At 49.8% G+C, this 23510-nt stretch carries 27 protein-coding genes, 1 tRNA gene and 1 other RNA gene; 12 read left to right on the top strand and 17 right to left on the bottom strand.

Features of this window, described 5'->3' with window-relative positions; genetic code table 11:
* Positions 1-3: 3 nt before the first annotated feature.
* From ABFD83_13815 to ABFD83_13785, 7 genes are all read right to left on the bottom strand, one after another.
* Positions 4-741 carry a phage replisome organizer N-terminal domain-containing protein gene (locus tag ABFD83_13815; GenBank protein MEN6358146.1) on the bottom strand — a complete coding sequence of 246 codons (738 nt, stop codon included), beginning with the start codon at positions 739-741 and terminating at the stop codon, positions 4-6.
* A gap of 287 nt (positions 742-1028) precedes the next feature.
* Positions 1029-1382: a hypothetical protein gene (locus ABFD83_13810; GenBank protein MEN6358145.1), complete on the bottom strand. Its 354-nt coding sequence runs from the start codon at positions 1380-1382 to the stop codon at positions 1029-1031.
* A complete protein-coding gene (locus ABFD83_13805) occupies positions 1382-2653 on the bottom strand; it encodes a hypothetical protein (protein ID MEN6358144.1) in 1272 nt (423 codons plus the stop codon). The genes ABFD83_13810 and ABFD83_13805 overlap by 1 nt, the downstream gene beginning before the upstream one ends.
* Positions 2654-2718: 65 nt before the next feature.
* Entirely contained in the window at positions 2719-3492 is a 774-nt protein-coding gene (locus ABFD83_13800; GenBank protein MEN6358143.1) for a Rad52/Rad22 family DNA repair protein, read from the bottom strand.
* Positions 3492-4151: a hypothetical protein gene (locus ABFD83_13795; protein MEN6358142.1), complete on the bottom strand. Its 660-nt coding sequence runs from the start codon at positions 4149-4151 to the stop codon at positions 3492-3494. The genes ABFD83_13800 and ABFD83_13795 overlap by 1 nt, the downstream gene beginning before the upstream one ends.
* A gap of 5 nt (positions 4152-4156) precedes the next feature.
* Positions 4157-4432, bottom strand: a complete 276-nt coding sequence (locus ABFD83_13790) for a hypothetical protein (GenBank protein MEN6358141.1) — start codon at positions 4430-4432, stop codon at positions 4157-4159.
* Between the two features lie 147 nt (positions 4433-4579).
* Entirely contained in the window at positions 4580-4807 is a 228-nt protein-coding gene (locus tag ABFD83_13785; protein MEN6358140.1) for a hypothetical protein, read from the bottom strand.
* A gap of 128 nt (positions 4808-4935) precedes the next feature.
* Between ABFD83_13785 and ABFD83_13780 the strand changes: the two genes are divergently transcribed.
* Together ABFD83_13780 and ABFD83_13775 are read left to right on the top strand one after the other, a co-directional pair.
* The gene (locus ABFD83_13780) at positions 4936-5340 is read left to right on the top strand and encodes a hypothetical protein (protein ID MEN6358139.1); all 405 of its coding nucleotides are present in this window, start codon (positions 4936-4938) and stop codon (positions 5338-5340) included.
* Between the two features lie 330 nt (positions 5341-5670).
* The gene (locus ABFD83_13775; protein MEN6358138.1) at positions 5671-7077 is read left to right on the top strand and encodes a recombinase family protein; all 1407 of its coding nucleotides are present in this window, start codon (positions 5671-5673) and stop codon (positions 7075-7077) included.
* Between the two features lie 44 nt (positions 7078-7121).
* Here the strand turns inward: ABFD83_13775 and ABFD83_13770 are convergent.
* Positions 7122-7195: transfer RNA gene (locus ABFD83_13770), tRNA-Pro, on the bottom strand.
* Positions 7196-7276: 81 nt separating this feature from the next.
* An RNA gene (rnpB, locus tag ABFD83_13765) (RNase P RNA component class A) lies at positions 7277-7660 on the bottom strand.
* A gap of 84 nt (positions 7661-7744) precedes the next feature.
* Between rnpB and larE the strand changes: the two genes are divergently transcribed.
* The 3 genes from larE to larC are packed head-to-tail and all read left to right on the top strand — an operon-like array spanning position 7745 to position 10627.
* A complete protein-coding gene (gene larE / locus ABFD83_13760; GenBank protein ID MEN6358137.1) occupies positions 7745-8599 on the top strand; it encodes an ATP-dependent sacrificial sulfur transferase LarE in 855 nt (284 codons plus the stop codon).
* Positions 8600-9364, top strand: a complete 765-nt coding sequence (larB, locus tag ABFD83_13755; protein ID MEN6358136.1) for a nickel pincer cofactor biosynthesis protein LarB — start codon at positions 8600-8602, stop codon at positions 9362-9364.
* A gap of 18 nt (positions 9365-9382) precedes the next feature.
* Positions 9383-10627, top strand: coding sequence for a nickel pincer cofactor biosynthesis protein LarC (gene larC / locus ABFD83_13750; protein ID MEN6358135.1), 1245 nt, complete (start codon positions 9383-9385; stop codon positions 10625-10627).
* A gap of 77 nt (positions 10628-10704) precedes the next feature.
* On the opposite strand, the gene ABFD83_13745 is transcribed toward larC, so the two are convergent.
* Positions 10705-11628: a hypothetical protein gene (locus tag ABFD83_13745; protein ID MEN6358134.1), complete on the bottom strand. Its 924-nt coding sequence runs from the start codon at positions 11626-11628 to the stop codon at positions 10705-10707.
* 137 nt (positions 11629-11765) lie between these two features.
* Between ABFD83_13745 and ABFD83_13740 the strand changes: the two genes are divergently transcribed.
* Genes ABFD83_13740 through ABFD83_13725 form a run of 4 tightly spaced genes read left to right on the top strand, consistent with a single transcriptional unit; the run spans position 11766 to position 14233 of the window.
* Positions 11766-12677: an ABC transporter ATP-binding protein gene (locus tag ABFD83_13740; protein MEN6358133.1), complete on the top strand. Its 912-nt coding sequence runs from the start codon at positions 11766-11768 to the stop codon at positions 12675-12677.
* Between the two features lie 10 nt (positions 12678-12687).
* Positions 12688-13455: an ABC transporter permease subunit gene (locus tag ABFD83_13735; GenBank protein MEN6358132.1), complete on the top strand. Its 768-nt coding sequence runs from the start codon at positions 12688-12690 to the stop codon at positions 13453-13455.
* 2 nt (positions 13456-13457) lie between these two features.
* Positions 13458-13667, top strand: a complete 210-nt coding sequence (locus ABFD83_13730) for a hypothetical protein (protein ID MEN6358131.1) — start codon at positions 13458-13460, stop codon at positions 13665-13667.
* Positions 13664-14233, top strand: coding sequence for a hypothetical protein (locus ABFD83_13725; protein ID MEN6358130.1), 570 nt, complete (start codon positions 13664-13666; stop codon positions 14231-14233). Before ABFD83_13730 ends, ABFD83_13725 begins: the two co-directional genes overlap by 4 nt.
* Before the next feature lie 89 nt (positions 14234-14322).
* Here the strand turns inward: ABFD83_13725 and ABFD83_13720 are convergent, their stop codons facing one another.
* Complete coding sequence (locus ABFD83_13720) at positions 14323-14847, bottom strand: hypothetical protein (GenBank protein MEN6358129.1); 525 nt, start codon at positions 14845-14847, stop codon at positions 14323-14325.
* Positions 14848-14985: 138 nt separating this feature from the next.
* Entirely contained in the window at positions 14986-15900 is a 915-nt protein-coding gene (locus ABFD83_13715; protein ID MEN6358128.1) for a hypothetical protein, read from the bottom strand.
* A gap of 198 nt (positions 15901-16098) precedes the next feature.
* Here ABFD83_13715 and ABFD83_13710 point away from each other — a divergent pair, with 198 nt between their 5' ends.
* The 3 genes from ABFD83_13710 to ABFD83_13700 all read left to right on the top strand — a co-directional run bounded on the left by ABFD83_13710 (position 16099) and on the right by ABFD83_13700 (position 18254).
* Complete coding sequence (locus ABFD83_13710; protein MEN6358127.1) at positions 16099-16731, top strand: peptidylprolyl isomerase; 633 nt, start codon at positions 16099-16101, stop codon at positions 16729-16731.
* Positions 16732-16847: 116 nt separating this feature from the next.
* Positions 16848-17012 (top strand): hypothetical protein, encoded by a 165-nt coding sequence (locus ABFD83_13705; protein ID MEN6358126.1) that lies wholly within the window; start codon positions 16848-16850, stop codon positions 17010-17012.
* Between the two features lie 33 nt (positions 17013-17045).
* A complete protein-coding gene (locus tag ABFD83_13700) occupies positions 17046-18254 on the top strand; it encodes a molybdopterin molybdotransferase MoeA (GenBank protein ID MEN6358125.1) in 1209 nt (402 codons plus the stop codon).
* 72 nt (positions 18255-18326) lie between these two features.
* On the opposite strand, the gene ABFD83_13695 is transcribed toward ABFD83_13700, so the two are convergent.
* The 5 genes from ABFD83_13695 to flhA are packed head-to-tail and all read right to left on the bottom strand — an operon-like array spanning position 18327 to position 23480.
* Positions 18327-19085: a FliA/WhiG family RNA polymerase sigma factor gene (locus ABFD83_13695; protein MEN6358124.1), complete on the bottom strand. Its 759-nt coding sequence runs from the start codon at positions 19083-19085 to the stop codon at positions 18327-18329.
* A 26-nt stretch (positions 19086-19111) separates the two neighbouring features.
* The gene (locus tag ABFD83_13690) at positions 19112-19342 is read right to left on the bottom strand and encodes a hypothetical protein (GenBank protein ID MEN6358123.1); all 231 of its coding nucleotides are present in this window, start codon (positions 19340-19342) and stop codon (positions 19112-19114) included.
* 1 nt (position 19343) lies between these two features.
* Complete coding sequence (locus tag ABFD83_13685) at positions 19344-20213, bottom strand: MinD/ParA family protein (GenBank protein ID MEN6358122.1); 870 nt, start codon at positions 20211-20213, stop codon at positions 19344-19346.
* The gene (gene flhF / locus ABFD83_13680) at positions 20213-21385 is read right to left on the bottom strand and encodes a flagellar biosynthesis protein FlhF (protein ID MEN6358121.1); all 1173 of its coding nucleotides are present in this window, start codon (positions 21383-21385) and stop codon (positions 20213-20215) included. Before flhF ends, ABFD83_13685 begins: the two co-directional genes overlap by 1 nt.
* Positions 21375-23480, bottom strand: coding sequence for a flagellar biosynthesis protein FlhA (gene flhA, locus ABFD83_13675; protein MEN6358120.1), 2106 nt, complete (start codon positions 23478-23480; stop codon positions 21375-21377). Before flhA ends, flhF begins: the two co-directional genes overlap by 11 nt.
* Positions 23481-23510 lie beyond the last annotated feature (30 nt).

Raw genomic sequence — 23510 nt, 5'->3', positions numbered from 1 at the left:
CGCCTATATCCCCAAGTCCCTGAAACCGCCTGCGACAACTGCGGGAGGCTTCTTCTGAAATCGATCAATCAGCGCATCCTGAATCGCCCAGACCGGGTTAGGCGGTGGTGGGGAAAGTGACTTTAGCTCAGCTACAATTTCGAGCATAACATCAGCGCCATAAGCATCAGTCCATTCGTGGATTTTGTCTCTGGCGTTTGCTGTCATGGTTCCGACCATCAAGTCATCGGCAGCGCGTATGACGCGTGTGCGTGGTGTGATTTCTTCTTTCTCTTCTTTATTCTGTTTCTGTATCTGTTTCTGTATCTGGGGCGTTTCATCAGGTGTTTCAGTAGCAGCCTCGGAACGTTTCTGTAACTGACTTGAAACGTTACAATTTGAGCGTGATTTGCGGTGTTTTCGGACTCTTTGTGTGCTGGAGTCGTATTCTCGTTGACGCAAATCCCATCCGACGACTCCCAGACTTTTGCGAGTTACTTTCAGTAACTTACAATCAATAAATGTATCTATTACGTGATTGGCGGTATTTGCATCTACTCGGAGAACGGCGGCTATATCCGGTATCTCCAGCGGGGTAGATTCGGTATACATCAGCCAACCACGTTTAGGGCTTTTGTTTGCTGTTATGAGGATCAGTGCCCAGTATCCAAGCGCTTCGGGGTAGGATATATTCAGAAGACGCGCAGCGCGACCAACCTTTTTACTACTCTCTGCTTCGTTATAAAACCTAAACCAATCCATCCATGTTACTTCCCTACAATAACTACTACATAGGTTTGAAGTGAGGCCGGGCCGGAAACCCAGCCCCACGATCCTGGTTACAGTATCCCTTGCAACCATTCGTTTCCGACCACCATATGACCGCCAATGACCGTATTAACGTCTCGCTTATCCGGCATAATCACCGCCAGCATATGTGCCGGTGAAGCTTGAAGTTGCCGCTGCCTGCAGGCTTGGCACTGCGTGTGACCGGTGAACTCTGGTATCCGTTTCCCGCAAGTTTCACAGCGTGTCATTGAACCACTTCCTTACCGTGCCATACCCGTTAGCGCTTCAGGTATCATCCTGTGAAGCATATGCTGTATTCCGTCGAGCTTTTGCATGTGAGCTTCCGCTACATCAAATAACTCACGCAAGAATATATCATTAGCACTCATCCCAGGTTCAATGTGCAATTGAGTAACTGTGAAAGGCGGCGTATGCTCACCATCAGTAATCGCTACTCCAATTCCAGGCCTATCCTTATCGCCAGCCAAAACAACAGCCACATTCTTGTTCGCATAATCATTTGCTACCAATGCTCCCGCAATACTCCACAAACCGGACACGAAAGGACGATCTTGCATCAGCATTTCATCCTGCTTAAGTTCTATCGATATCATTATGCTGCCTCCTGAACCTTTGCCGCCTCTGCAGGTGATAGTGTGCAATACTGCACCAACTGCGATCTGTTAATCACGATAGGTGTGGCTGTTTCGCCGCCATTCGGATACCAGAGATCGACTTTGTTGTCGTCAGTATGCGGCCATAGGTGGTATGCCTGCGAAGCCTGCACGTGTCTCACAAGTTCACCGTCGTGAATCGGGCGATACATAGAATTAATGGCGTCGCATGTTATATCTATAACGCCTTTATCATGAGCTACTAACCAGCCGGTTTCAGTCTCTTCCTTTACAATAAGTAGGGCTGTTCCAGTTTGGGGATCATCCCTTGTTATGATTGCGCCAACACCGATCTTGTCGGACGCCGGAAAAGACTTCACTATTGGTTCAGTTGAAACTACTGTGGGTTCGACGGGTTTGGATTCGGCAAGTTCCTGGTTGTATGAGTCTTCCAGACGATATGTCAACCTCTCGTTTGCTTCCTTACGAGTCAGGTGCAGAATTGCATCAGGGTTTTCCATAAACACAATATCAACCACATTACCAGCCTGCCACTCATCGCGTATTTCGTCCGGGCTCACAACTTTAACGATCTTGAATGAATCACTGCCAGGCTCGATATATCGCAGGTAATCACCAAACTGCAGAGTAGAGAAAAGGTCCGGCATGTCGGATTCTGCAGGCGTATCAAGACTTGCGCAGTGATCTCTGACATCTTCACTGTTAAGACGGTCCTCTGTTGTTTTAGACACCGCCTGTATTTGTTCGATGCACCATTCTTCCGAGAGACGGGGTATCATCAGCACATCGAATGCGAGGTCTATAAGCTCATCGCCGGTAATATCTCGTTCACCTACGCTCAAGTGCGGGGTTTCACCATTCTTGTAAGAAACCCAGCCGACGCCCTCTATATCTCCACTGCGCGCTTCATCACCCCACAACTGAGCGATTGCGTCAGCGACTTCGACACGTGTGCGAGCTTTTGAGCATAGATCAGTAATGAAGTCTGTGGAGCCTAAGCCAGCATACAGTGCTTGATACATAGCCCGCCGCCCAACGGCTACGGGGCTTGGCATCGCCTGTCCGAACGGCAATTCGGGTTCCTCGTCAGAGTCAGACAAGCCCAAATGGAAGTCCAACACGCAGGGCTGTTCCTGCAAGAGCTTTAACTCACCAACAGATTTGGATAGTAGTTCCTGATCGTTACTGCTGAAGATCACCTTAACCGGCTTTCCTGCGTCAGCTACGATCCTTTCTAGTGTAGCTTGCATTTCTTTATCCTCCTTGAATGAAGGCCGCCCGGCATCCGACCAGGCGGCACTACAAATACGATGGTTTATGCCGCGCGTTTGAGCTTTTGCGCAGCATTGTATAGTTTGGAAAACTCGGAGACGGTAAGGGCTTCGGATTTAGAAAGCCTGCCGATTGTATCTCTCTGGAAGTCTTTCCAGGCAGCCACATCACCGCCGAACTGTTTAGCCCATATGTCGTTGATCGTTGCCGCCTGCTGTGTGGTGACATGCGGGTCATTGGTCACAGTGGATTGATGTTTCGGAGATGTCTGAGGTTTGGTTGCGCCCTTTCTGTTGCCGTCGAGCACTTCCTGCATCGGATTTTTCGGTATGGCCTTGCCCTGCGCAACTGCATCGGCGACGTTTTTCATATATGCGTCCAGTTTCCAAGGCTCATCAAAGTAAAATCCCCTCCCACTTTGTCCGCGTTGGCCGGGCCAGTAGGTCTTAGGCATATCATAGAGGTACCGGCCGACACCGAACATGACTGCGCAGCGCTTGAACGCGTCAGACACAGCGGACTTGTATATCTCATCCTCATCGGACGCCTGTCCTGCATCGCGCCGGGTCTTGCCCGCAACCGTCATAATGCCTTTCACTGTCAGCTTTTTCTCTTCTTCATGAACGACTTCCCAATCAAACTCCCAGTCACCGGGAGCAACATCATCAAGTCTTGCCTGCGCAGTCCGTGAGTCCATATATGTAAGCACCAGAGCGGCACTACCGTCTTTTGTCACGCTGCCGGGTTTCATTGATAGACCCTCTTTTGGCAGTGGCGCGCACAGACGTTTCACCATCTCGTCAGTAAGACCGGCCATTACGCCACCTCCACAAGCTGAGAATCATTTGCAAGGGGAAACATCACAGTTTCAGGGATTTGATCCGGAGCTAACACAACAACCTTTACCGGCTCATCGAAGTCAACAGCACAAAAGCGCTGTGCTGAATTTCCAGATTCGACAATGAGGTCAAGAGCAACAATACCCCGATCACCGGTATGAAAACCTCTGATAATGCCGCCCTGCGCCGGATGATTGACAAGTTTCCGGCCATCTGACCGATTGTAGAAATATGCGCGTTCACAGGTGCACAGCCCGCTAGACTCATAGCTTTCGGCATAGCCGCCGATGCACTGCTGGAACTCGGAGCCGGTTTCATCCAAAGTATTGATCAGGCGGCCGCCTAAACCCCGGCGGATTCCCTCACGCGGCTTACCGCATACGGGACAAGTGCTCTCAGCACGAATCTGTTTGTTATAGGCAGATAACCTCTGTAATACTTGACCGGCACTTTGGTTGCTTGCAACTGTTGCTTGTGGTATTATCTCTCTGGATACTTTCAATTCAGTGTTCACGACTGGGCCGACTGCCATCAACGGTCGGCTCTGTCGGCCATATTGTTCATCCTCAGCAGGCACATTAACCCCGCTGAGATCATCCAGATATTGCTGTTCGGCTGATCTTAGAACGTCAATCATTTTGTTCACATCCCCCTCGTAGTATTTGTATTGCTCGTATTTGATCCCAGGCTATCTGTGCACACAGCACTTCCAGCCTGACTAGATGCTGAAATGCTATCTCTCCCACTTGCCTTGCCTCCGACAGTTCCCACCACCCCTACTGCACATGCCAATGCGAAAAGCGCAGCGGCAATGCCTACCACGCCGACAAGCTCTTTCCAGTCCACCGCACTCAAATACCAGGCTGCCTTTTTGCGCATTCGCTGGGCGCGTGACATACGGTGATTGAAGTCAAACACGTTTGCACACCTCACTTTCTACTCGTGTTGAGAATCCCATCCTTTTTCAAGCGCAACCCAATTTGCTTCAAAACCGCACAGGTTGCTTTATACACAGTAGGATCAACTTCTTTTTGTGCTGTATGCACGGTCATGTCAGTACCTCACTTACGCTATAGGCCGATCTATCGCGATTGTTACCTTGTCAATGGCAATATACCGGCCTGTATCTTTATCAAGAATAGCTCTATCATTGACCCAGTTATAAACGTGAGATGCACTATGAAATTTAAGATCAGAAGCCACGTGATCCCATGTCCACCCCTTGAGCCGACGATTGTTGATTTTGTTGATCACTCGCCTATCTTCGGCTGTGATTGCTTTGTGTAATCTCAAAACCCTCTCCAAAACGTCTACTGTAGTAGACACCTTTATTTATACCACCATCTACTACTGTAGTCAATGGTTTTTGTAAAATTTTTCTAAGCTTCCCATGCAGAAAATATTGTTGTATACTGTAGTCAATGGCACGGCTTAGTGAAGACTGGAAAAACTGCATAAATGATCTTTTGAGGGAATTCGGATGTGCAAGTGGCTGGTCAGCAGAGGAATTCACTCAGGGAGCGCTATCGCATGGCTACATATCTCGTATGATGCAGAAAGGTGTCATACCGCAGTGGGATAGCGCAGTTAAATTCCTGAGCTACTTCAGATCAACAGATCATGGTAAAGCACTGACGTGTAGCTGCTTGCGCGCTGCCAACTATCCTATACCAACTGAATGGCAGGAAAAACTTGATATTGACACTCGCTATGCTCGGGCGTGGCTGATTTTGGAGCCATCAACAAAGAACTTATCAGAAACTCGTATAGAAAAAATCAAAGCATCGCTAAGGCAGGTGATAGAGGAACAAGACAACATCATATAACACAAATTCCAGTAATCAGAGGGAGGTTGTGTTATGCTTCATCATTCACTTCATCGTTGTCATATAGAAGTGCGCGCTATAGATTTGGGAGAGGGAGTGCGCTGCGCTTATCTGCCTGATAACAAGACCATTGTTTTGAACTCGCGTCTATCGAGTAAGGAGCAAGCCCATGAATTACGCAGGCAAGCGTGGAATCGTCTATTATTTCCCCACTGGCGACACCCCGGCGATGTTCCAACAAAAATCAAAATATAAAAGTGTGAGGCAATCCTGGCCTTGCCCCCATTACGTTTATGAAGCATTATACTAACATTTCTAGGAGAATACATAATGATACCTGCAGCAGCATATCTTCGCTGCTCGACAGACAAGCAGGAAGACAGTCCTGAAACTCAACTCGGAATCTTGATGGAGTTTGCATCATGTGAGGGGTATAAAATTGTAGCTGTCTATTCAGACGAAGCCGTTTCGGGTGGTAAATCGATAACCACACGGAACGGCTTCAAAAATTTGCTTGCCGAGCGGAAGCCCAAGGGATTTGATACCGTACTACTCGTACGGCTTGACCGACTTTCTAGAAATATGCTGGACTTTATGCAATTTGAAGAAGCAGCGCATAAGCACAAACTTAAAATTGTTTATGCCACGGAGCGTTATACAGAAGATTCTTCAGGTTGGTTGCTCAAACACATCAATGTATTGTTCGCTCACCATTCACGCACCCTTACAGGAGAACGAACTAAAGAAAAGTGCCGCCAGCTTGCCGCACACGGAATCTGGCCATCTGGATATCCACCACTAGGGTTCGCGTATGATAAGAAGACGAAAATCCTCAGTGTCGATGAAGCACGAGGCAGTGACGCTGTAGCAGTATTTAAGACATTTATCGAATCAAACGGCAACAAGAGCCTCACAGCGTCAAGGCTTAATTCGCGTGGAATCCGAACTGCAAAAGGTAATCTCTGGCGCGATGACGGTGTAACATTCCTGGTTACGAATCCCATCTATAGGGGTAGAATACACTACGCCGACATTGATCTGCAGTCCGATAATGTTCCTATCGTTGTACCACCGGAACTCGTTACACACGCCGATCTACTGCTGGGCACAAAACGACGAAGGCAGGCTCGCAAAAGCCCAAATGTTTATACATACACAAGCGTATTGACTTGCGCTCAGTGCGGATGTGGTTACAAGGTTCATGAGGCTCGTAACCGCTATGAGATGTATATTTGCAGGGGTAAAGCAGAAAGTGGAATATGCAGAGACAGCAAGCGCCTTAGCAGCAACTGGCTCAATAAGCTAGTTCCAATTGGCTTAACTAAAGCGCTGGAAGCACACTTGTCTAAATTCGATATATCGAAGGATGATCAGCCCGAAAGAAATAATGATAACCGTATACGATCACTACGCGAATGCAAAAAGCGCAAGCAAGAGATGTATGCTTGTGGCATCATAGAAACGATTGACGAGTTGAAGTCGCAACTGGCTGAGATTGACAAAGAAATAGCTGAATTGTCTACAGCTCCACAAATCACGCCGTTCAACCGAGAGGACCTGATTGAGCTGTCTGTGCATATCAAGGATTATTGGGGTAGAATGTCTACAGATGAACGCAGATCATTGTTACTAACGATGTGCCCTGAGATTTATGTACACTCATCAGAGCCACGGTGGATACGGCTTGAGACACGGCTATCTATAGACTCTATAACAATAGACGAGTCAGACCTGTAAAATACTCTGACCCCCCACGGTATTTCTACCGCAGGGGGTCGTAGTCGGGGAGACAGGATTCGAACCTGCGACCCCCTGAACCCCATTCAGGTGCGCTACCAAGCTGCGCTACTCCCCGACGCTTGGTTCAGGACTTTCAATATACTACTTCCAGCCGAGAGTTGTCAAGCACAAATGAGCACATAGAAACCCACTGGAATGCGTGAGCGAGTCTGTAAGCCGGGTTCTGTCTAGTGTGATCATCTATCTATGCACGCGCATTGCTGCGTGGCTTTAGCGGCGACACCCGGGAGGTCAGCGGGCAGCCTCAGCCCTCCCCTATTCGGCCTTGCTCCAGGTGGGGTTTACCAAGCCTCCGCCTCACGACGAAGCTGGTGGTCTCTTACACCACCGTTTCAGCTTTCCTTCCCTGAGATGGTCCGGGGTCTAGACCCCGGACCATCTCAGGGAAGGGTTTTCTTTTCTGTGGCACTTTCCTTATCCCGACGCACGGGACAGTTGCCGTTGGCAACCACCTTGCCCTGTGGAGCCCGGACTTTCCTCCCCAAGCCAATCGGCTCGAAGCGATCACCCGACTCGCTCGATTTCATGTTATCACCCATGCGGGTATGTTTCAAGCCGGCGCTATAACTAATTAAATAATAGGATACAGGCATGATTACCGCGAATGGAATCATTCTATCTTTTGACAGCCGCAGCCACTTTCGCTATAGTTAAACTTGTGGCAGGTTATAAAAGACTAAAAGGCCTCCTTATAGATATGGAGAGCGTAATTATAGGATACTCCGGTGGGGTGGACAGCACACTGCTTGCAAAGGCCGCAACCGACGCCCTTGGCAAAAAAGCAGTATGCGTGCTGATTGAGTCATGCTTTGTCCCATCGTCCGAAATAGAGGACGCAATCAGTCAGGCTAAAGAGCTTGGTTTCAACCTGGTCAAAATGAGCGTAGATGTGCTCTCACTGGATAATGTGCCGAACAACACACCAGACAGATGTTATCACTGCAAAAAAGCTCTCTTCTCCAGATTGACCGATATTGCAAAGGAGCGGAACATCAAATATGTCCTTGATGGCTCAAATATGGATGATGAATCCGACTCTAGACCCGGCTTGAAGGCAACACGTGAGCTTGGCGTGCGAAGCCCGTTCAAAGAAATAGGTCTTACAAAAGAACACATCCGCGCTATATCACGAGACATCGGCCTCTGCACATGGAACAAGCCGTCATACGCATGCCTTGCATCCCGCGTGCCTTATGGATCTCGCCTGACTGCAGAGCTTTTATATCGGATAGAGAGAGCTGAGGCTGTGCTGAAGGAACTCGGGTTCGGCCAGTTTCGTGTTCGAGACCACGGCGACACCGCGCGCATAGAGCTTATGCCTATCGAGATGGAAAAGATGATAGGCCACTTTGTTCGCGACTGCGTAGTGCGGGAGTTCAAAAGCCTGGGGTATAAATATGTCACGCTCGACCTTATTGGATACCGGATGGGAAGCATGAACGAGGTTATCACTTTTTAGATGGATACAGGACTGCTCAAAAATCTACTTGAGATGGTAAAGAACGGAAGCATGGAAGTTGATGATGCGATGGATCACCTTCGCTCGCTCCCATATGAAGACATAGGCTTTGCCAAGCTCGATAACCACCGAAACCTGCGCAATGGCTTTCCGGAAGTGGTCTTCTGCCAGGGCAAAACCACGGAGCAGGTTGTAGAGATCATGCAACATCTTTGTAAGGGCAATAAGTGCATTCTCGGCACACGCGCAAGCGCAGAGGTTTATGAGGCCGTGAGAACCGAGATTCCGTATTCGAGTTATAACAAATTGGCACGAGTAATTACAATCGGTAAGCCGGCTCGGTCCGAAGACGAGCTTGCCCAGGATGAGAAATATGTTATGATCGTCTGCGGCGGCACAGCCGATATATCCGTGGCGGAAGAAGCGGCAGTCACTGCAAGAGTGCTCGGCAGCCACGTGGAGAAATCCTATGACGTAGGTATCGCCGGATTACATAGGTTGCTAGATCAAAAAGAGACCTTACTCGGCGCAAATGTGATTATAGCAGTGGCCGGTATGGAAGGCGCTCTGGCAAGCGTGGTAGGTGGTATGGTCAACAGGCCGGTCATCGCCGTGCCGACAAGCATCGGTTACGGCGCCAGCTTCGGGGGTCTGGCTGCTCTGCTGTCAATGCTCAATTCTTGCGCAGTAGGGGTAAGCGTGGTGAACATAGATAACGGCTTTGGCGCGGGCTATCTCGCGCACATGATCAATAAGCCACGATAGAAGGGAAAGCACACAGGGATGCGCATAGCATATTTCGATTGTTTTGCAGGTATCAGCGGCGATATGACGCTTGGAGCGCTTGTAGATGCTGGCGCTGATTTCGATAAGCTCAAGCTCGAGTTGGCAAAGCTCAGTGTTGAAGATTACGAGCTGATCCTAAGCAATGTTGTGCGCCAAGGTATCTCTGCTACTGATATTCAAGTCCAACTGCATAACGGTCATGATCATCATAACGGTCACCAGCATGGACGCAGCTTCACTGATATCAAACATCTCATAGAGCAAAGCAGCCTGAATAATAGCATCAAACTCAAATCTATCGCTATCTTCAAGAGGCTCGGTGAAGCAGAGGCTAAAATTCATGGCAAGGGCTTAGAGGAGATTCACTTCCATGAGGTCGGTGCTGTAGACTCGATTGTAGACATAGTCGGGGCTTGCATATGTCTCGATCTGCTCGGAATAGATAAGGTTTACGCCAGTCCAATCCCCACATTCTATGGCACAGTTAAAATCGCCCATGGCACGTTTCCCCTACCCGCTCCGGCGACCGCTGAGATCTTGAAAGACGTCCCCTGGCGCGAACTAGGAATTGAGGGTGAGATAGTAACCCCGACCGGTGCAGCTATATTAGCCGAGCTTGCGGAAGGCTTTGGCCCAATGCCAGCTACGACTTTGAAGGCCACCGGTTATGGAGCAGGCAAAAAAGACTTCGGTATTCCAAATGTCCTGAGAGTGATGATCGGAGAGAATGACGAGGCGGAGTCTCAGTATAAGGGTTTCCCGAAACAACAAAATGATGAGCACAAGTGCTGCAAGCACAGTGAAGTCGCCATACTCGAATCAAATATAGACGACATAGAACCGCAAATCTATGAAGTGGTGATGGAAAGACTCTTCGCAGCGGGCGCGCTGGATGTCTATATGACGCCTATCCAGATGAAGAAGAACCGTCCGGCAGTCCTCTTATCGATCATCTGCGACCCCGAGGACATCGCGGTAATGGGCGATATTATCTTTGAGGAGACCTCCACAATTGGTATCAGGATCGACAAGCGCTCACGCATGTGCCTGCCGCGCGAGTCTATCACTATCGATACTAAATTCGGGCAGATCAGGATCAAAGTCGCGCGCAAGAATGACAAGATCACGAATGCCCAGCCCGAATATGAAGACTGTAAAGCGGCAGCAGCCCAGCACAAAGTACCTGTCAAGCTTGTCAGAGATACTGCCATAGCAGAATTTTATAATAAGCCCTGCGACTAAAGCGACACACTAGTCGGCGCAGGCCGACTTCGTATAGTTGTTGCCGTGGTTTCACCCGCAGGGCAAAACAACGTGATCTAGTCAGATGTCTTCTCGATATAAGGCATAATAGCCTTGTCGAACGATTCCTCACTGTCCCCGGCATCTACACCCTTAAATAGATGCCACTTCTCCACATGCGTAACCGCTTCGTCCGGCCCAATCACTGCAAGCGGTGCAAGAGTCTCCACCTCGATGAAGCTTCCCGCACAATACGTCTCAAAGTTGCAGCCGTAATCGGGATATTCGACATCCTCGAAATACTGGAACCGCTTTACAAATAACGTATCCTCGATGTGATAACCGGCCCACCCCAGCTTCACGGCTGCGCCGATCTTCTGCGGCTCAGGGTATCTTTCATCGGTCTGAAGCCGCACATATTTTTTTCCAAAGGTCCATCTTGGGTCGGTCATGTCTGTAAAATGCCACATCACCATCGGCCGTGATGGCAGCAGATAGTCGTCATGAGAAATAAACGGCTCCTGAGGGAAGAAGCAGAAGCCTCCACCTCTCATTACGGACGGGTTCCATGGAGCAAGTTCCACCGGCCAGAGACCTTTGTTTGTCAGCTTGGATGTGATTGTCACACGTGAGCCGTCTTGGTCGAGTTTGATCAACATCTCCTTTTGAATCTTGGGACTAGGCTCCACCGGCTGGATAAGCCGCACGCTGTCATTGCCGATCACCTCACACTCGACGGGGTCATTGTCCGGGCTATATGTCCTGGGGAGCACCTCCGGCGCATGCCAGAGTCTGCTGCCGCCCCTCGAATACCAGGTCCCCAGATCCGATTCGACTCTCTTGTCGGGACCAAGCTCAGCGAGGATGTTCTCGCCGCCAATAAAACGATAACATGCAATGCGCGGCCCCACATCCGTGGTTGCAAACAGCTCAACGTTCCCATTGGAAAGCCTGTAACAGCCGCCATAGCCGGGATACGAAGTCTTCTCTATTTTCACCATATAAATCTTCCTCCGAAGTCGATTACCAACGTGCGCATTCGACATTTGATTACCCAATCCCTTCTGAAGATGTTGGTGAGCTTGTCCGATAATTTGATTTGGAAACAAATTTCTCCGTTGCAAGGAAGATGGACCAAATGCAGCCGATAAGAGCACAAGACCTAACCAAAATCTACAACCTCGGCAACAAAAGCCGCACAAAAACAGCAGTTGACTCACTAGAAATTGAAGTTCCCGAAGGGGCAATCTTCGGGTTTCTCGGACCCAATGGCGCGGGAAAAACGACGACCATAAAGATGGTCCTCGATTTTGTCAGGCCAACACGGGGAAGCGCAAGCATCTTCGGCAAACCGACAAACGATCCGGCAACTCGAAGTATGATAGGGTATCTGCCAGAACAGCCATACTTTCACAAGTTCCTCAAGCCAATAGAGGTGCTTACGATGCATGCCGGACTGGCCGGAGTAGACCGGCGCAGTGCAAAGAAACTCTCAATGGCCTGTCTAGAGCGCGCGGGCATTGCCGAATACGCCGAAATCCCGATCTCCAAACTCTCAAAGGGGCTAACACAAAGAGTCGGGTTGGCGCAGGCTATAGTCGGCGAGCCTAAACTGCTGATACTCGACGAGCCGACCTCAGGGCTGGACCCAATAGGCCGCCGCTGCGTACGTGATCTACTGATTGAACTCAGAAACGAGGGCAAGACCATTTTCTTAAGCTCACATCTTTTGAGTGAGATAGAGAATGTGTGCGACATAGTCGCGGTCATGAAATCCGGCAAATTGGTAGCTCTCGGCGCTCCCGACTGTGTTCGCAGTTCCAATTCGCAGGTGCTTATACAGACCGAACCAATTGATGAGCAGACGCGCGACAGGCTCAGGTTTATCGGTGTATCTGTGGAACGAAGCAGGGATGACGCATTGTTAAAGATTGATCCTAAAAGCTTATACGATGTTATGCATGTCCTGGAAGACCAGAATATTTCAGTCAACAGGATCGATACACAGCGCGAATCTCTTGAGGAAGCATTTTTGCGGCTTGCCGCATGAGGATAAAGAAATGAGAAAAATCTGGATTATTGCAAAAATGACCCTGCTGGAAAACAGCCGCAAGCAGATATTTCACGTGCTCTGCCTGCTGATGCTCGCTGTTATCGCCGGGTCGACTCTCCTGTCGATTTTCACTGAGGGGACCAAACTGAAGATCCTAAAAGACTTATGTATGAGCTGCATACTCTTCGGAGGAGCTGCGCTGGCAATCGCACTCGGCTCTACCGGCATTCCAAACGATGTGGAACAGCGCACACTCCAGCCAATTGCCGCACGCCCGGTAAGCCGTGCGCAGTATGTAGCAGGAAAGTTTGTCGGCACATTCCTGACGGTGGCGATGGGAGTTATGGCGATGGCTCTGGTGTTTGCCGTGCTGATCTACTCATATCAGCGCAGTATTGACACGTTCTTGCCCTTGGCAACCGGATTCGCGCTATTGGAAGTTGCAATCATAGCCGCCATAGCCACATCGCTCTCGACTGTGGCAAGCCCTGCGGTCACATCGCTGGTCAGCTTCTTGATATATGTATGCGGGTCGGTCAAGATAGGCTACTTTGGAGGAATGATAGAACGGACCGGCAGCACATTCGTGAGGATATTTTATTCGGGAATATATCATATACTGCCGAACCTGGAGTGCTTCAATCTAAAAACCGCACTCGTGCACAATGATTCGATCCCGGTTGCATATTTGCTGCAGGTCGCCATATACGGTGTATGCTATGCGGCATTTGTGCTCGCGCTCGGCACATTTAATTTCTCCCGCAAGGAGATATAGTGATGAAATACCTGAAATACATCATTGTCTGCATTATCTCTATATTGTCCATTCCGGCAATGGCTGATGGCGGCCCGGAAGAACTCGGTCATCACTGGCAATCACACGCATACATCGGCGAAATCCATTTTCAACTTATAGTGATGGCTGCTCTGACTCTTGCCATAATCGCTACAAGCATAGTAATGCGAAAGAGGAGAGCATGCCGATGAAGCGCAAACTGATTATGGCCGGGCTAATGGCGCTGCTTTTTTCGGGAACATGCATAATCGAAAATGACGCCGTCTCAAGCAGGCCAAGAACGGATATGGACTCAAACACATCATCCGTGTATATGCTTGCCGGTGAGTTTCGCACTGTTTTTGCGAATTTGTTGTGGATCAAAGCGGAGCAGTATCATCATGAATACATTGCGCGCGGCAAAGACTGGACAAAAGATGATGAGTTACTGGGCCTGATCAGGCTGATAACCAAGCTTGATCCACATTTTCCTGAAGCTTATGCAGTAGGAACATATCTCTATGCGGACGGGCGCAAAGACAATCGCGAGGCGATGAAATATCTTCTTGAAGGCATATACAATAATCCCAAAGAATGGGACCTCCACCAGATTGCTGCAATTATGTATGCGCGCAAAGTTCACAACTACGAACGCGCGATATATCATGCAAAACTGGCATTGAAGTATTGCGATGATGACTTCTATCGAAAATCAAATAGAAGACTGCTCAAAACCATAGAGCAAGCCACGAGGCAGGCAAAGAAAAGCAATACATAAAATCAAAATCTCCTGGCAAGGTGCAAGTTGGATTTGCACTTTGCCAGGAGATTCTCAGCCTGGGCGAGAGAAGTTCCCAGACTTTTTATTTATTGTTGAGCAGTCTGCACATCAGTCCGCTGTTCGCATTGAAGGAATATCACATCAAATTTGTCCAAAAACTTGCCTCTTGAGTTTTCTTCCAAAAGCAGCTTTGCATCCTCATCCGCTATTATGGGATCAGAGTCAGCCTTTCCGTCAACACGAAGCGCTTTGACAATCATCGGGTTTGATCCGCAACGATCATTTTTCTTTGCATCTTCCATTGATTTCACATAAACTACGATGCCGTGATCTTCCAGGAAATCCATATCGAACTTGACAGTGCCCCACACTTCAGTCCCGTCCGACTGTCGAATCTTGGGGCTCATACACCTCTTTAGAGTCATGCCACTGGCATCTATTATCAGTGAAGTATACGGTCTTCCCGGCTCAGAGGGCTTTGCAAGTTCGACCTTGGCGCTTTCGGTCGTGATGCTTGCAGCAGTGCCATCCTGCTCACCATCCGCCCACACCGGTAAAGCCGACGGCACGATCAAGAGAACGCAAAATACACACAGTCCAAATTTAGCCATGGCCTCTACTCCCCACATCAGAACCCGGCAGCGTCCCTGATCCTCGCAAGTTAGCCGGGTCTACTACTAACCTGTTGTTCCGCGCTTACAAACAATTCCAAACTCGTATGAATGCGGGGTTTTATCATATGACACAAGTCACAATCTGCCGTCTTCCACAATAATAACATTGAGTTTGTCCATGAATCCGCATTTGGCATTTTCAGCCATCAGCGCTTGAGCATCCGCGTCCGATATAACGGGATCGGAGTTGAAACGGCCGCCCGCTTTACCAATAGCCCTTATGATCAACGGATTCGAGCCACACCGCGAATTTTTCATGGCCTCTGCTATCGAAGTCGCATACGATGCGATTCCATGTTCAAGAACGAAGTCCTGGTCCACTTTAACAGTGCCCCACACCTCCGAGCCATCCGCTCTGCGGATCTTTGGGCTCATGCATCGGTCAAGCTTATAGCCAATTGTGTTGAAAATCACGGACGTATATGGCTCAGCATCGACCGACGGCTTCACCGAAGTTGGAGCATCGGCATCTGCGGCCTTGATATCGGCGGCAAGAGACACTTTCACGCCATCGGGCTTTGGCTCCTGATTCAAAGCCTGGCTTAAAAGCACGGAGCCCGGAGCGCTCTGCCCATACATTGGAGCGCGAACGGTCACTATTACCATCGTATCGCCTTCAATCTTCTCCTTGCGCTCATCTACCACCTCAACATTCCTGACATACCCCTCGATCCTCTGCCGAATGACCGCATCTTCCATGTAGTCTTTGCCGATGGCCTCAAAACTTATGGTTGTACCCTCAATAGCGGCCAGCAGGTTTGCTATCGCCTGCATCCTGGCATAACCCTTCGCCTTGAGGTATGCTTTAGCCCTGTTAGGCTCTTCCTTGATCGATGGAATGACGCCCTCACCAGTGGCAGTGTAGATCAGATCGGTCCAGTCAATCTGGGACTTGCCGCTTACCCTCTGAACGCTGGATTCGCAGAATACCTGTGAAGCCATTGCAGCGCACAGCACCATGCAGATTATTATCACTTGTATGCTTTTCATATCCTTGTCCTCCTCGTATGAGGTTCATAAATCAAACCACTTACAGGTACTTTAGACTGAAACACGAGTTCATCATTGCCCATTTAATTGCAAAGCCGCCAAATAAGGGCACACTTTCGGGCTGCGCTGCGTATAATCTACCGAGCGCAAATATCTGCATGGTATAATTTAATACAAAATACGAGGTTTTCTATTGCAATGAAAAAATGGATTGTTGTCATAGCACTGCTTGCAGCTATGATTATCTCTTACAACTGGCTCTCCAGCAATCAAATCGAACCAACGCGGGAAGAGGCAGTAAAACCACCGCCGAAGACTCCCCAGAATAAGGCTACTATGGCCGCTGGTCGCGTCGTCGAACTCCATACTACCAAAGGCGAGATCGATTTCGTTCTGTTCGACAAGGACTGCCCGAAGTCGTCAAAGAGAGTTGCCGATCTTGCGGAGAAAGGCTCCTATAACGGTGTCAAATTCGAGCGTGTCGAGCCGGGAATACTGATCCAAACCGGACTGGCTAAAACGAAAAAGCCGCTGAAGACTATACCAAGAGAGTTTGCCGATGGGCTTATCAATACCAAAGGAGCAATTGGTATGGCTCGAAAAGAGGCTGTCAACAGCGCCATCAGCGTGTTCTATATACTAATCGAGCCCCTGCCACAGTTGGATTATGAGTACACTGTGTTCGGCAGATTGATTCGTGGAATGGACGTTGTTACTTCCATTAAAAAGGGCGACACAATCAAAAGCGCAAAAGTCCGTCCAATTACGGATGCCGATCGAAAGCAATTCTCAAGGGTGCTGAAGATCGAGTCAGAGAGGCGAGTTAATTAACAGATTTCTTCAGTGTTAAAAATCGTGAAGGTTAATCGCATATACATTGGGGAATTATCAATATGCGGCACAGTTTGTACCGCTAATCCAAAACAAGTGGATAAGGAGGATCACTTGTGGAAGAGATAATTGGACAGAAATTTATTATTACCATTGGCTGGTCTCCCGAGTCGGGAGAGCGTGTCACCGAAGGTGACGTAAAAGAAGCAATCGAGGAACTGGTTTTAGATCTGGACGAAGATGCCGTGGTCGAGGTTGAGGAAAGCATCGGGCAAGATTAGTCCGAGACGCAAAGCCGTCGCGGAGGCTATAGAGTGATTGAGTCAAAAATAACGCACGGCAACGTGCTCGAGCTTGAACGTGCTCGCATTTGTGTGCTCGAATCTATTAACGAAACAGGAACTGAACAGACCGGCATCATTAATACGTTCGGCAGAACGCTCGCTGAACCGATAATGCGTGGTGCGATTCGGAGTGTCTGTGATATTGCCTTGACCGATGGATATGCAGCACATTCATCGGACACCATCGGTGCAAGTGATAAACACCCGTGCAGCCTTGGTATCCTCGCAGAATCGATTTCTCCAGAAAAAGTATTGGAACCGGGCACAGCTATAGTTGTGCATACCGGTGACTGCCTGCCCACAGGCGCGGACACGGTGGTGCCGTCAGAAAAGACATACAGACCGGATGGCGGGCCCGAAGTACTGATCCTTGCTGAGGTCAAACCAGCCTGCAACGTTCAATCAACACAAGCACATGATCAACAAGACACTGTCATGATCACCAAAGGCACTGTCATCGGTCCTGGTGAGATGTCGCTTTTGGCGCATCTCGGCAAACCGGGCATATGCGTCAGGCGCAAACCACGAGTAGCAATTATAACCACTGGAGCAGATGTCGTGGAGATCGTCGAGAAAATTAAGCCGGGTATGACAAGAAACAAGGCTCGCTACGAAATAGTCGGCATGATCATGGAGGCGGGATGTGATTTGGGACGGCTGATTCATGTCAGAGACGGAAGAATCGGCATTGAAAAGGCTATATCTGAGAGTCTGGATTCTGAAATAATAGTTGTCTCGCTCGGCGACAAAGACAAGCACGAAATTGCTGTGAACGCTCTTGCGAATCTGGGTGATGTTCGATTTGCCGGTATTCATATTTCACCTGGGCTGGCCACAGCATTCGGAATGGTCGAAGGCCGACCTGTTTTCATCACATCCGGCTCATATGCATTGGAATCATTTGAAGCTCTAGTCAGGCCGGCCTTACAAAAATCGCTCGGCCGCGCTGAGATTGACAGGAGAATTGTCAGCGCGACACTCGGCGAGCCGCTGCGTCTAGTCCCAGGCAGCACTCATTACATTCGCTCCAATACAATCTACAAAAACGGATGCTATGAAACGCATCCGATAACCTCCGGCAGGGTGCAGCAAAACAATTGCATAAACTCAATTGCAATTGCCACTCCAGAAATCAGCTCACTGAAGCGAGGCGACAAGGTCAACATTATAATGCTTTAACATAAAGAAAAGCTGCCGGATGAAAATCCATCCGGCAGCATCAAGCTCCTCTTTTCCTCCATATCGGCTAAACTAAGCAGCCATTGCAAAGCATGCCGATGTTCTTGACAGTTTGCCCGAAAGTCTCAGCACGGCCTTTGTATGAATCTGGCACACACGCGATTCGGTTACTCCGAGCACTGCGGCAATTTCTTTCTGGGTCAGATTTTCGTAGTAATAAAGAGCTACAACCTGCTTCTCCCGCTCCGGAAGCTCATCTATCGACTTAACAAGAAGCCTCTTTTGATCAGCGCGCTCCGCGCATGATGCAGGGTCATCAAATTCACTATCGCCTCTGGCAAGGATATCACCACCGCTGGCGATCATTTCGTCGAGCGAGAGCAAAGCCGATTGACCGACATCAGCAAGCATCTTCTCAAGCTCCGTAACTTCGATCTCAAGATACTGGGAAACCTCAGAATCAGTTGGCGGGCGCTTGTACTGCATTTCTAGCCGGGCATACGCGTCACGAAGAATTGTCTCATTTCTTCGCACAGACCTGGGGGTCCAGTCCAAGCTTCTGATGATATCGATCACTTCGCCCCGGATTCGAGTCAGCGCATAGGTCTCAAATTTGACATTGCGCTCGGGGTCGAACTTCTCGATTGCGTCAATTAGCCCAATGACTGCATGACCGATCAGGTCATCATAGCCCAATGCGCCCGAAGGCGACAGGTTGAGACGGTCTACGGCGTATTTCGCCAGGTAGGCGTACTCGGTGATGAGGCCGTCCCTTGCCTGTTCACTTCCATTTTGTTTGTACTCCCGCCACAGCTTCTCTCGCTGAACCATGGTCAATCAACCTCTCTGATTACTTCTTATGACTCTTGTGACTCAGCATCTTCTTCTTGCTGAGTTGAGCTTTTCAACACTGCCACCAGCATACCGCCTAGCTGGCCCAAGACAATCCAACAAACAAAGAATGCACCTATGGACTTTATAACAATCCATATCAGATCCTCACCGGCCAGCCACAACACCATGCCGACACTGAGGAACACAACCAGCCCGATCAGCAGGCTTATCAGCTTCCACACGGACTGGATCATCCTACACCCCTACCAGTTCCATTTCCATAGGAGCCGATATAAACTCGCGCCTGCGAATCCTGTCGTCCAACTTGATCGCCATCTTCCTTAGCCAAGGCCCAACCGCACACTGCGGTGATGAGAGCACTAGAGGCTTCTGCGTGCGGATCGCCCACCCTACAGTGCCGTCACTGGGCAGATATTCATATCTCTGAAAGCTCCTGCCAAGAAATCGCTCACATACATTCTTCAATCCGTCGGCGACTGCGCTCGCTTGCGCGGGAGATGCGCAGCAGTTGGCGACAAGCGTAATTTGAGCATCGGGAAGCCTGGAAACCAGCACTTTCATCGCAGCATACGAATCGGTAATGGATGTCGGCTCAGGCGTGGTCACTACCATTACCTCATCCGCAAATGCTAAGATTGAGGAGACTGACTCGCTGATTCCGGGTGAAGTGTCTATTATGACTATCTCACCGTCAGTGGCCGTCCTGAGAACGAAATCAATCAGGCTGACTCCTGCCTGCCCATCAAGGTTCGCCATATCCTCCAAACCCGATCCCGACGAAAGCAGTTTCAAACCCTCGGGGCCGTCACTCCATGCGTCGGACGCATCGACTTTGCCGCGAAGCACATCATTGAGAGTATATTTCGGTGCAATACCCAGCAGCACTTCGGCGTTGGACAAACCGAAATCTGCATCCACCAGCCGCACACGTCTTCCTGAACGAGCAAGCAGCAGCGCAAGATTTACAGCAATGCTGGTCTTACCTACCCCACCCTTACCGCTTGTTACGGCTATAGTATAGAGCTTTGGTGGCCGTAAATTTGACCCGCAGCACATAACCCTGTCTCGAACAAGCTCCCTTAAAGCCTCGGCCTGATCAAGCATCAAACAACCTCCAACACTACTCGGGCAATCTTGCCCGCATCGGCAAAATCTATGTCCTGTGGGACATTCTGCCCCGCCGTGAGGCATGAAATACCAAGCCCAGTCCGCAGAGGCAGATTAACTACACACCCTCTGCTGGGCGATTCATCCAGCTTTGTGATTATAAGTCTGGTAGGCGAGAGGACCTTGAACTTTTCCACTGCCTCTTGCTGAATCTCAGGCGCCAGCGACGCTGCTATAACAAGATGCGTCTCGGTCGGCGATGCGGCATCCACAAATGCTTTTAGTTCCTGAAGATGCTCGTCACTGCGCTGGCTTCGCCCGACCGTGTCGATAAGCACAACGTCTTTGTCCTGGTGCTTGGCAACATCGGCAGTCACTTCTTCAGGTGAAAGAGCAATTTCCAATGGCACGCCCATAATTCTGGCATAAGTGCGTAGCTGCTCCACAGCGCCGATTCTGTATGTATCTGCCGTAACCAGCGCGACTTTCTTGCCTTGCTCCAGAGAGAACTTTGCGGCAAGTTTCGCCAGTGTGGTGGTTTTCCCCACACCGGTCGGCCCGACGACTGCGATCACCTGACGTCTATCAAGCACCAGCGGTGTTGCAAATCCCTGCATCTTTGCAGCAAGCATAGAGGCAAGCTGAGTAGGGTCCTCTATTGAAAGCAGATCGGAAAGCACTCCTCGCGCTATCCCCTCATCTACTCCACATCTGATTAGAAGAGGTTTATCCTGGCTTATGGATGGGCTTTGAATCGACTGCCCTGCCAGAAGCCTTTCCACAACTGCGCTGAGTTCTTTTAGTTCAGAGCGAAGTTGACCAATCTCAGACCCACCGTCTGTTGCGACGGCTGTTGTGCCATAGAGCTTTGCGGCTAGCGGTGCTGCAGACGGGATTGTTTGTGGAGCCTGCATTACAGGCTTCGGCTCAGCCGCTTCGCCTTGGAATCGAGGCATCTGCATATCCGTACTCTCTGCTCTCTGCTCTCCACTCTCCGCTATATCTTCAATGGCGGCCATAAGCTCCACTTTTCCATGTCCACCCAGGCCAAGCAGCCCTCCGGCCTTTACATGCTTGGTATTGAGCACCACCGCATCCTCGCCAAGTTCCATCTTGGCAAGTACGAGCGCTTCCTGCATCGTCGGAGCCTCAAAGGTCTTAATTCGCATTTTTAAGCTTCACCATTCCTATAGAGTCAACATTGATATCAGGTGCGATCTCCGCATATGAGAGAACCGTAAGATTGGAGAATGATTGCTCAACCAGTCCCCGCAAGTGCATCCTCGTCCTTGGGGAGCACAGTGCAATGGGAGTAAATCCCCGCTCAGTCAGGTTCTCTACCTGAACACGTATAGCAGATAGCAATTCCTGTACCAGGCTTGGATCCAGAATCAACCGTGCTCCAAGCTCGGTCTGCCTGATGTTATCAGTGATTATCTGCTCCACACTCGGATGCAGGCCAAACACGGAAATCTTGCCGTCCGGACCCTGATGCTGCCTGCAGATCGCAAGCGCAAGACGCTGGCGCGTGTATTCCGTCAGAATATCAGTATCTTTGGTGGCTCCCGCAAAGTCGGCCAGTGATTCGAGTATGGCAACGATATCGCGAATTGAGACTCGCTCAGCGAGCAGGTTCTGCAATACTTTCTGAACATCGCCAACACCCATGACTTCTGGTATAAGCTCACTCACCACAGTCGGAGCCTCTTCTTTAGCGGCGTCAATCAACTGCTGTGTCTCCTGCCTGGTGAGCAGTTGCGCAGCATGCTTGCGGACAAGTTCGGTAAGATGCGTGACTAGAACAGTCGTCGGATCGACAACAGTGTATCCCGCAACTTCAGCAAACATCTTCTGAGACTCCGATATCCAGGTGGCTGGAAGATTGAACGCAGGTTCGACCGTATCTATCCCGTTGAGCTTCTCAGTAGCCCCACCCGGGTTCATGGCGAGATATTGATTGAGGAAAACCTCCCCACGCGCAATTTCAGTGCCGCGTAGTTTTAGTACATACTCGTTGGCACCGAGCTGGACATTATCACGAACCCTAATAGCCGGAACCAGAACGCCCATGTCCATAACTGCCTGCTTGCGAATCATAGTGATGCGGTCAAGCAGTTCACCGCCCTGTTTGGGATCGGCAAGCGGGATCAGGCCGTAACCGACTTCCAAAGCCAAAGGATCGACACCAATCAGATCGGTCATCGACTCAGGGTTAGTGGGCGCTGGAGCAGCCGCTTTCAATGCCTTTGCCTTAGCCGCATCAATGGCAGTCTGCTTCTCATTCTGAGCCAGGAAATAGGCGACCAATCCGGCAAGCCCGGCAGCCGAAAGCAGTGGAATTTTAGGCATTCCCGGCACGATCACAAGCACACCAAAAACAGTGGCCGTTATTGCGATAGCTTTAGGTCTGGAGAATATCTGGGTCATAAGTTCCAAGCCAAGACTCTTCTCAGAACCGTTCTTAGTTACCATCAAACCTGTAGCAGTAGAGATGAGCAACGCAGGAATCTGAGTGACCAGACCTTCACCAACGGTCAGCAGCGTATAAGTCTGCAGAGCCTGCATTATGTCCATCCCGTGCTGGGCGATACCCACGGCAAACCCACCGAGGATGTTCACGATGATCATTATTATAGCCGCAATAGCATCACCACGCACAAATTTGGTGGCGCCGTCCATGGCTCCGTAGAAATCGGCTTCGCGCCCCACATTTTTTCGTCGACGCTGTGCTTCTTTTTCATCAATGATTCCAGCGTTGAGATCGGCGTCAATTGCCATCTGCTTGCCGGGCATAGCGTCCAACGTAAACCTCGCGGCGACTTCAGCGACACGTCCCGCACCATTTGTGATAACCACAAACTGAATTATGATCAAGATTATGAAAACAACTATACCGACAACGTAGTTACCGCCGACCACGACCGAACCAAATGCGGATATAACAGCACCGGCATCAGCATGCAGCAGAATAAGCCTGGTTGCGGATATGTTTAGAGATAATCTGAAAAGCGTCGTCATCAGCAGCAGCGATGGAAACGAGCTGAATTGCAAAGGCTCAGAGGTATACATCGAGACGAGTAGAATTGAGAGCGCAAGTGCAATATTCGCGCAAAGCAGCATGTCCAATACCCAGTGCGGCAGCGGCAGGATCATCATTCCGACGATCATAACCGCCACGCCCGCAATCATCACATCACTGTGACGACTCATCGCACCAAGCGGCGAGGAAGACTTATCCTGTTGTTGTGGAACTGCTACAGCCATTATTCACCTTAATAAGTCAGTCGGAAAGCG

The sequence above is a fragment of the Armatimonadota bacterium genome (assembly GCA_039679645.1).
GTDB lineage: Bacteria > Armatimonadota > UBA5829 > UBA5829 > UBA5829 > UBA5829.
The sequence above is the reverse complement of the archived record's forward strand: the minus strand, read 5'-3'. Positions and strand labels throughout refer to the sequence as shown.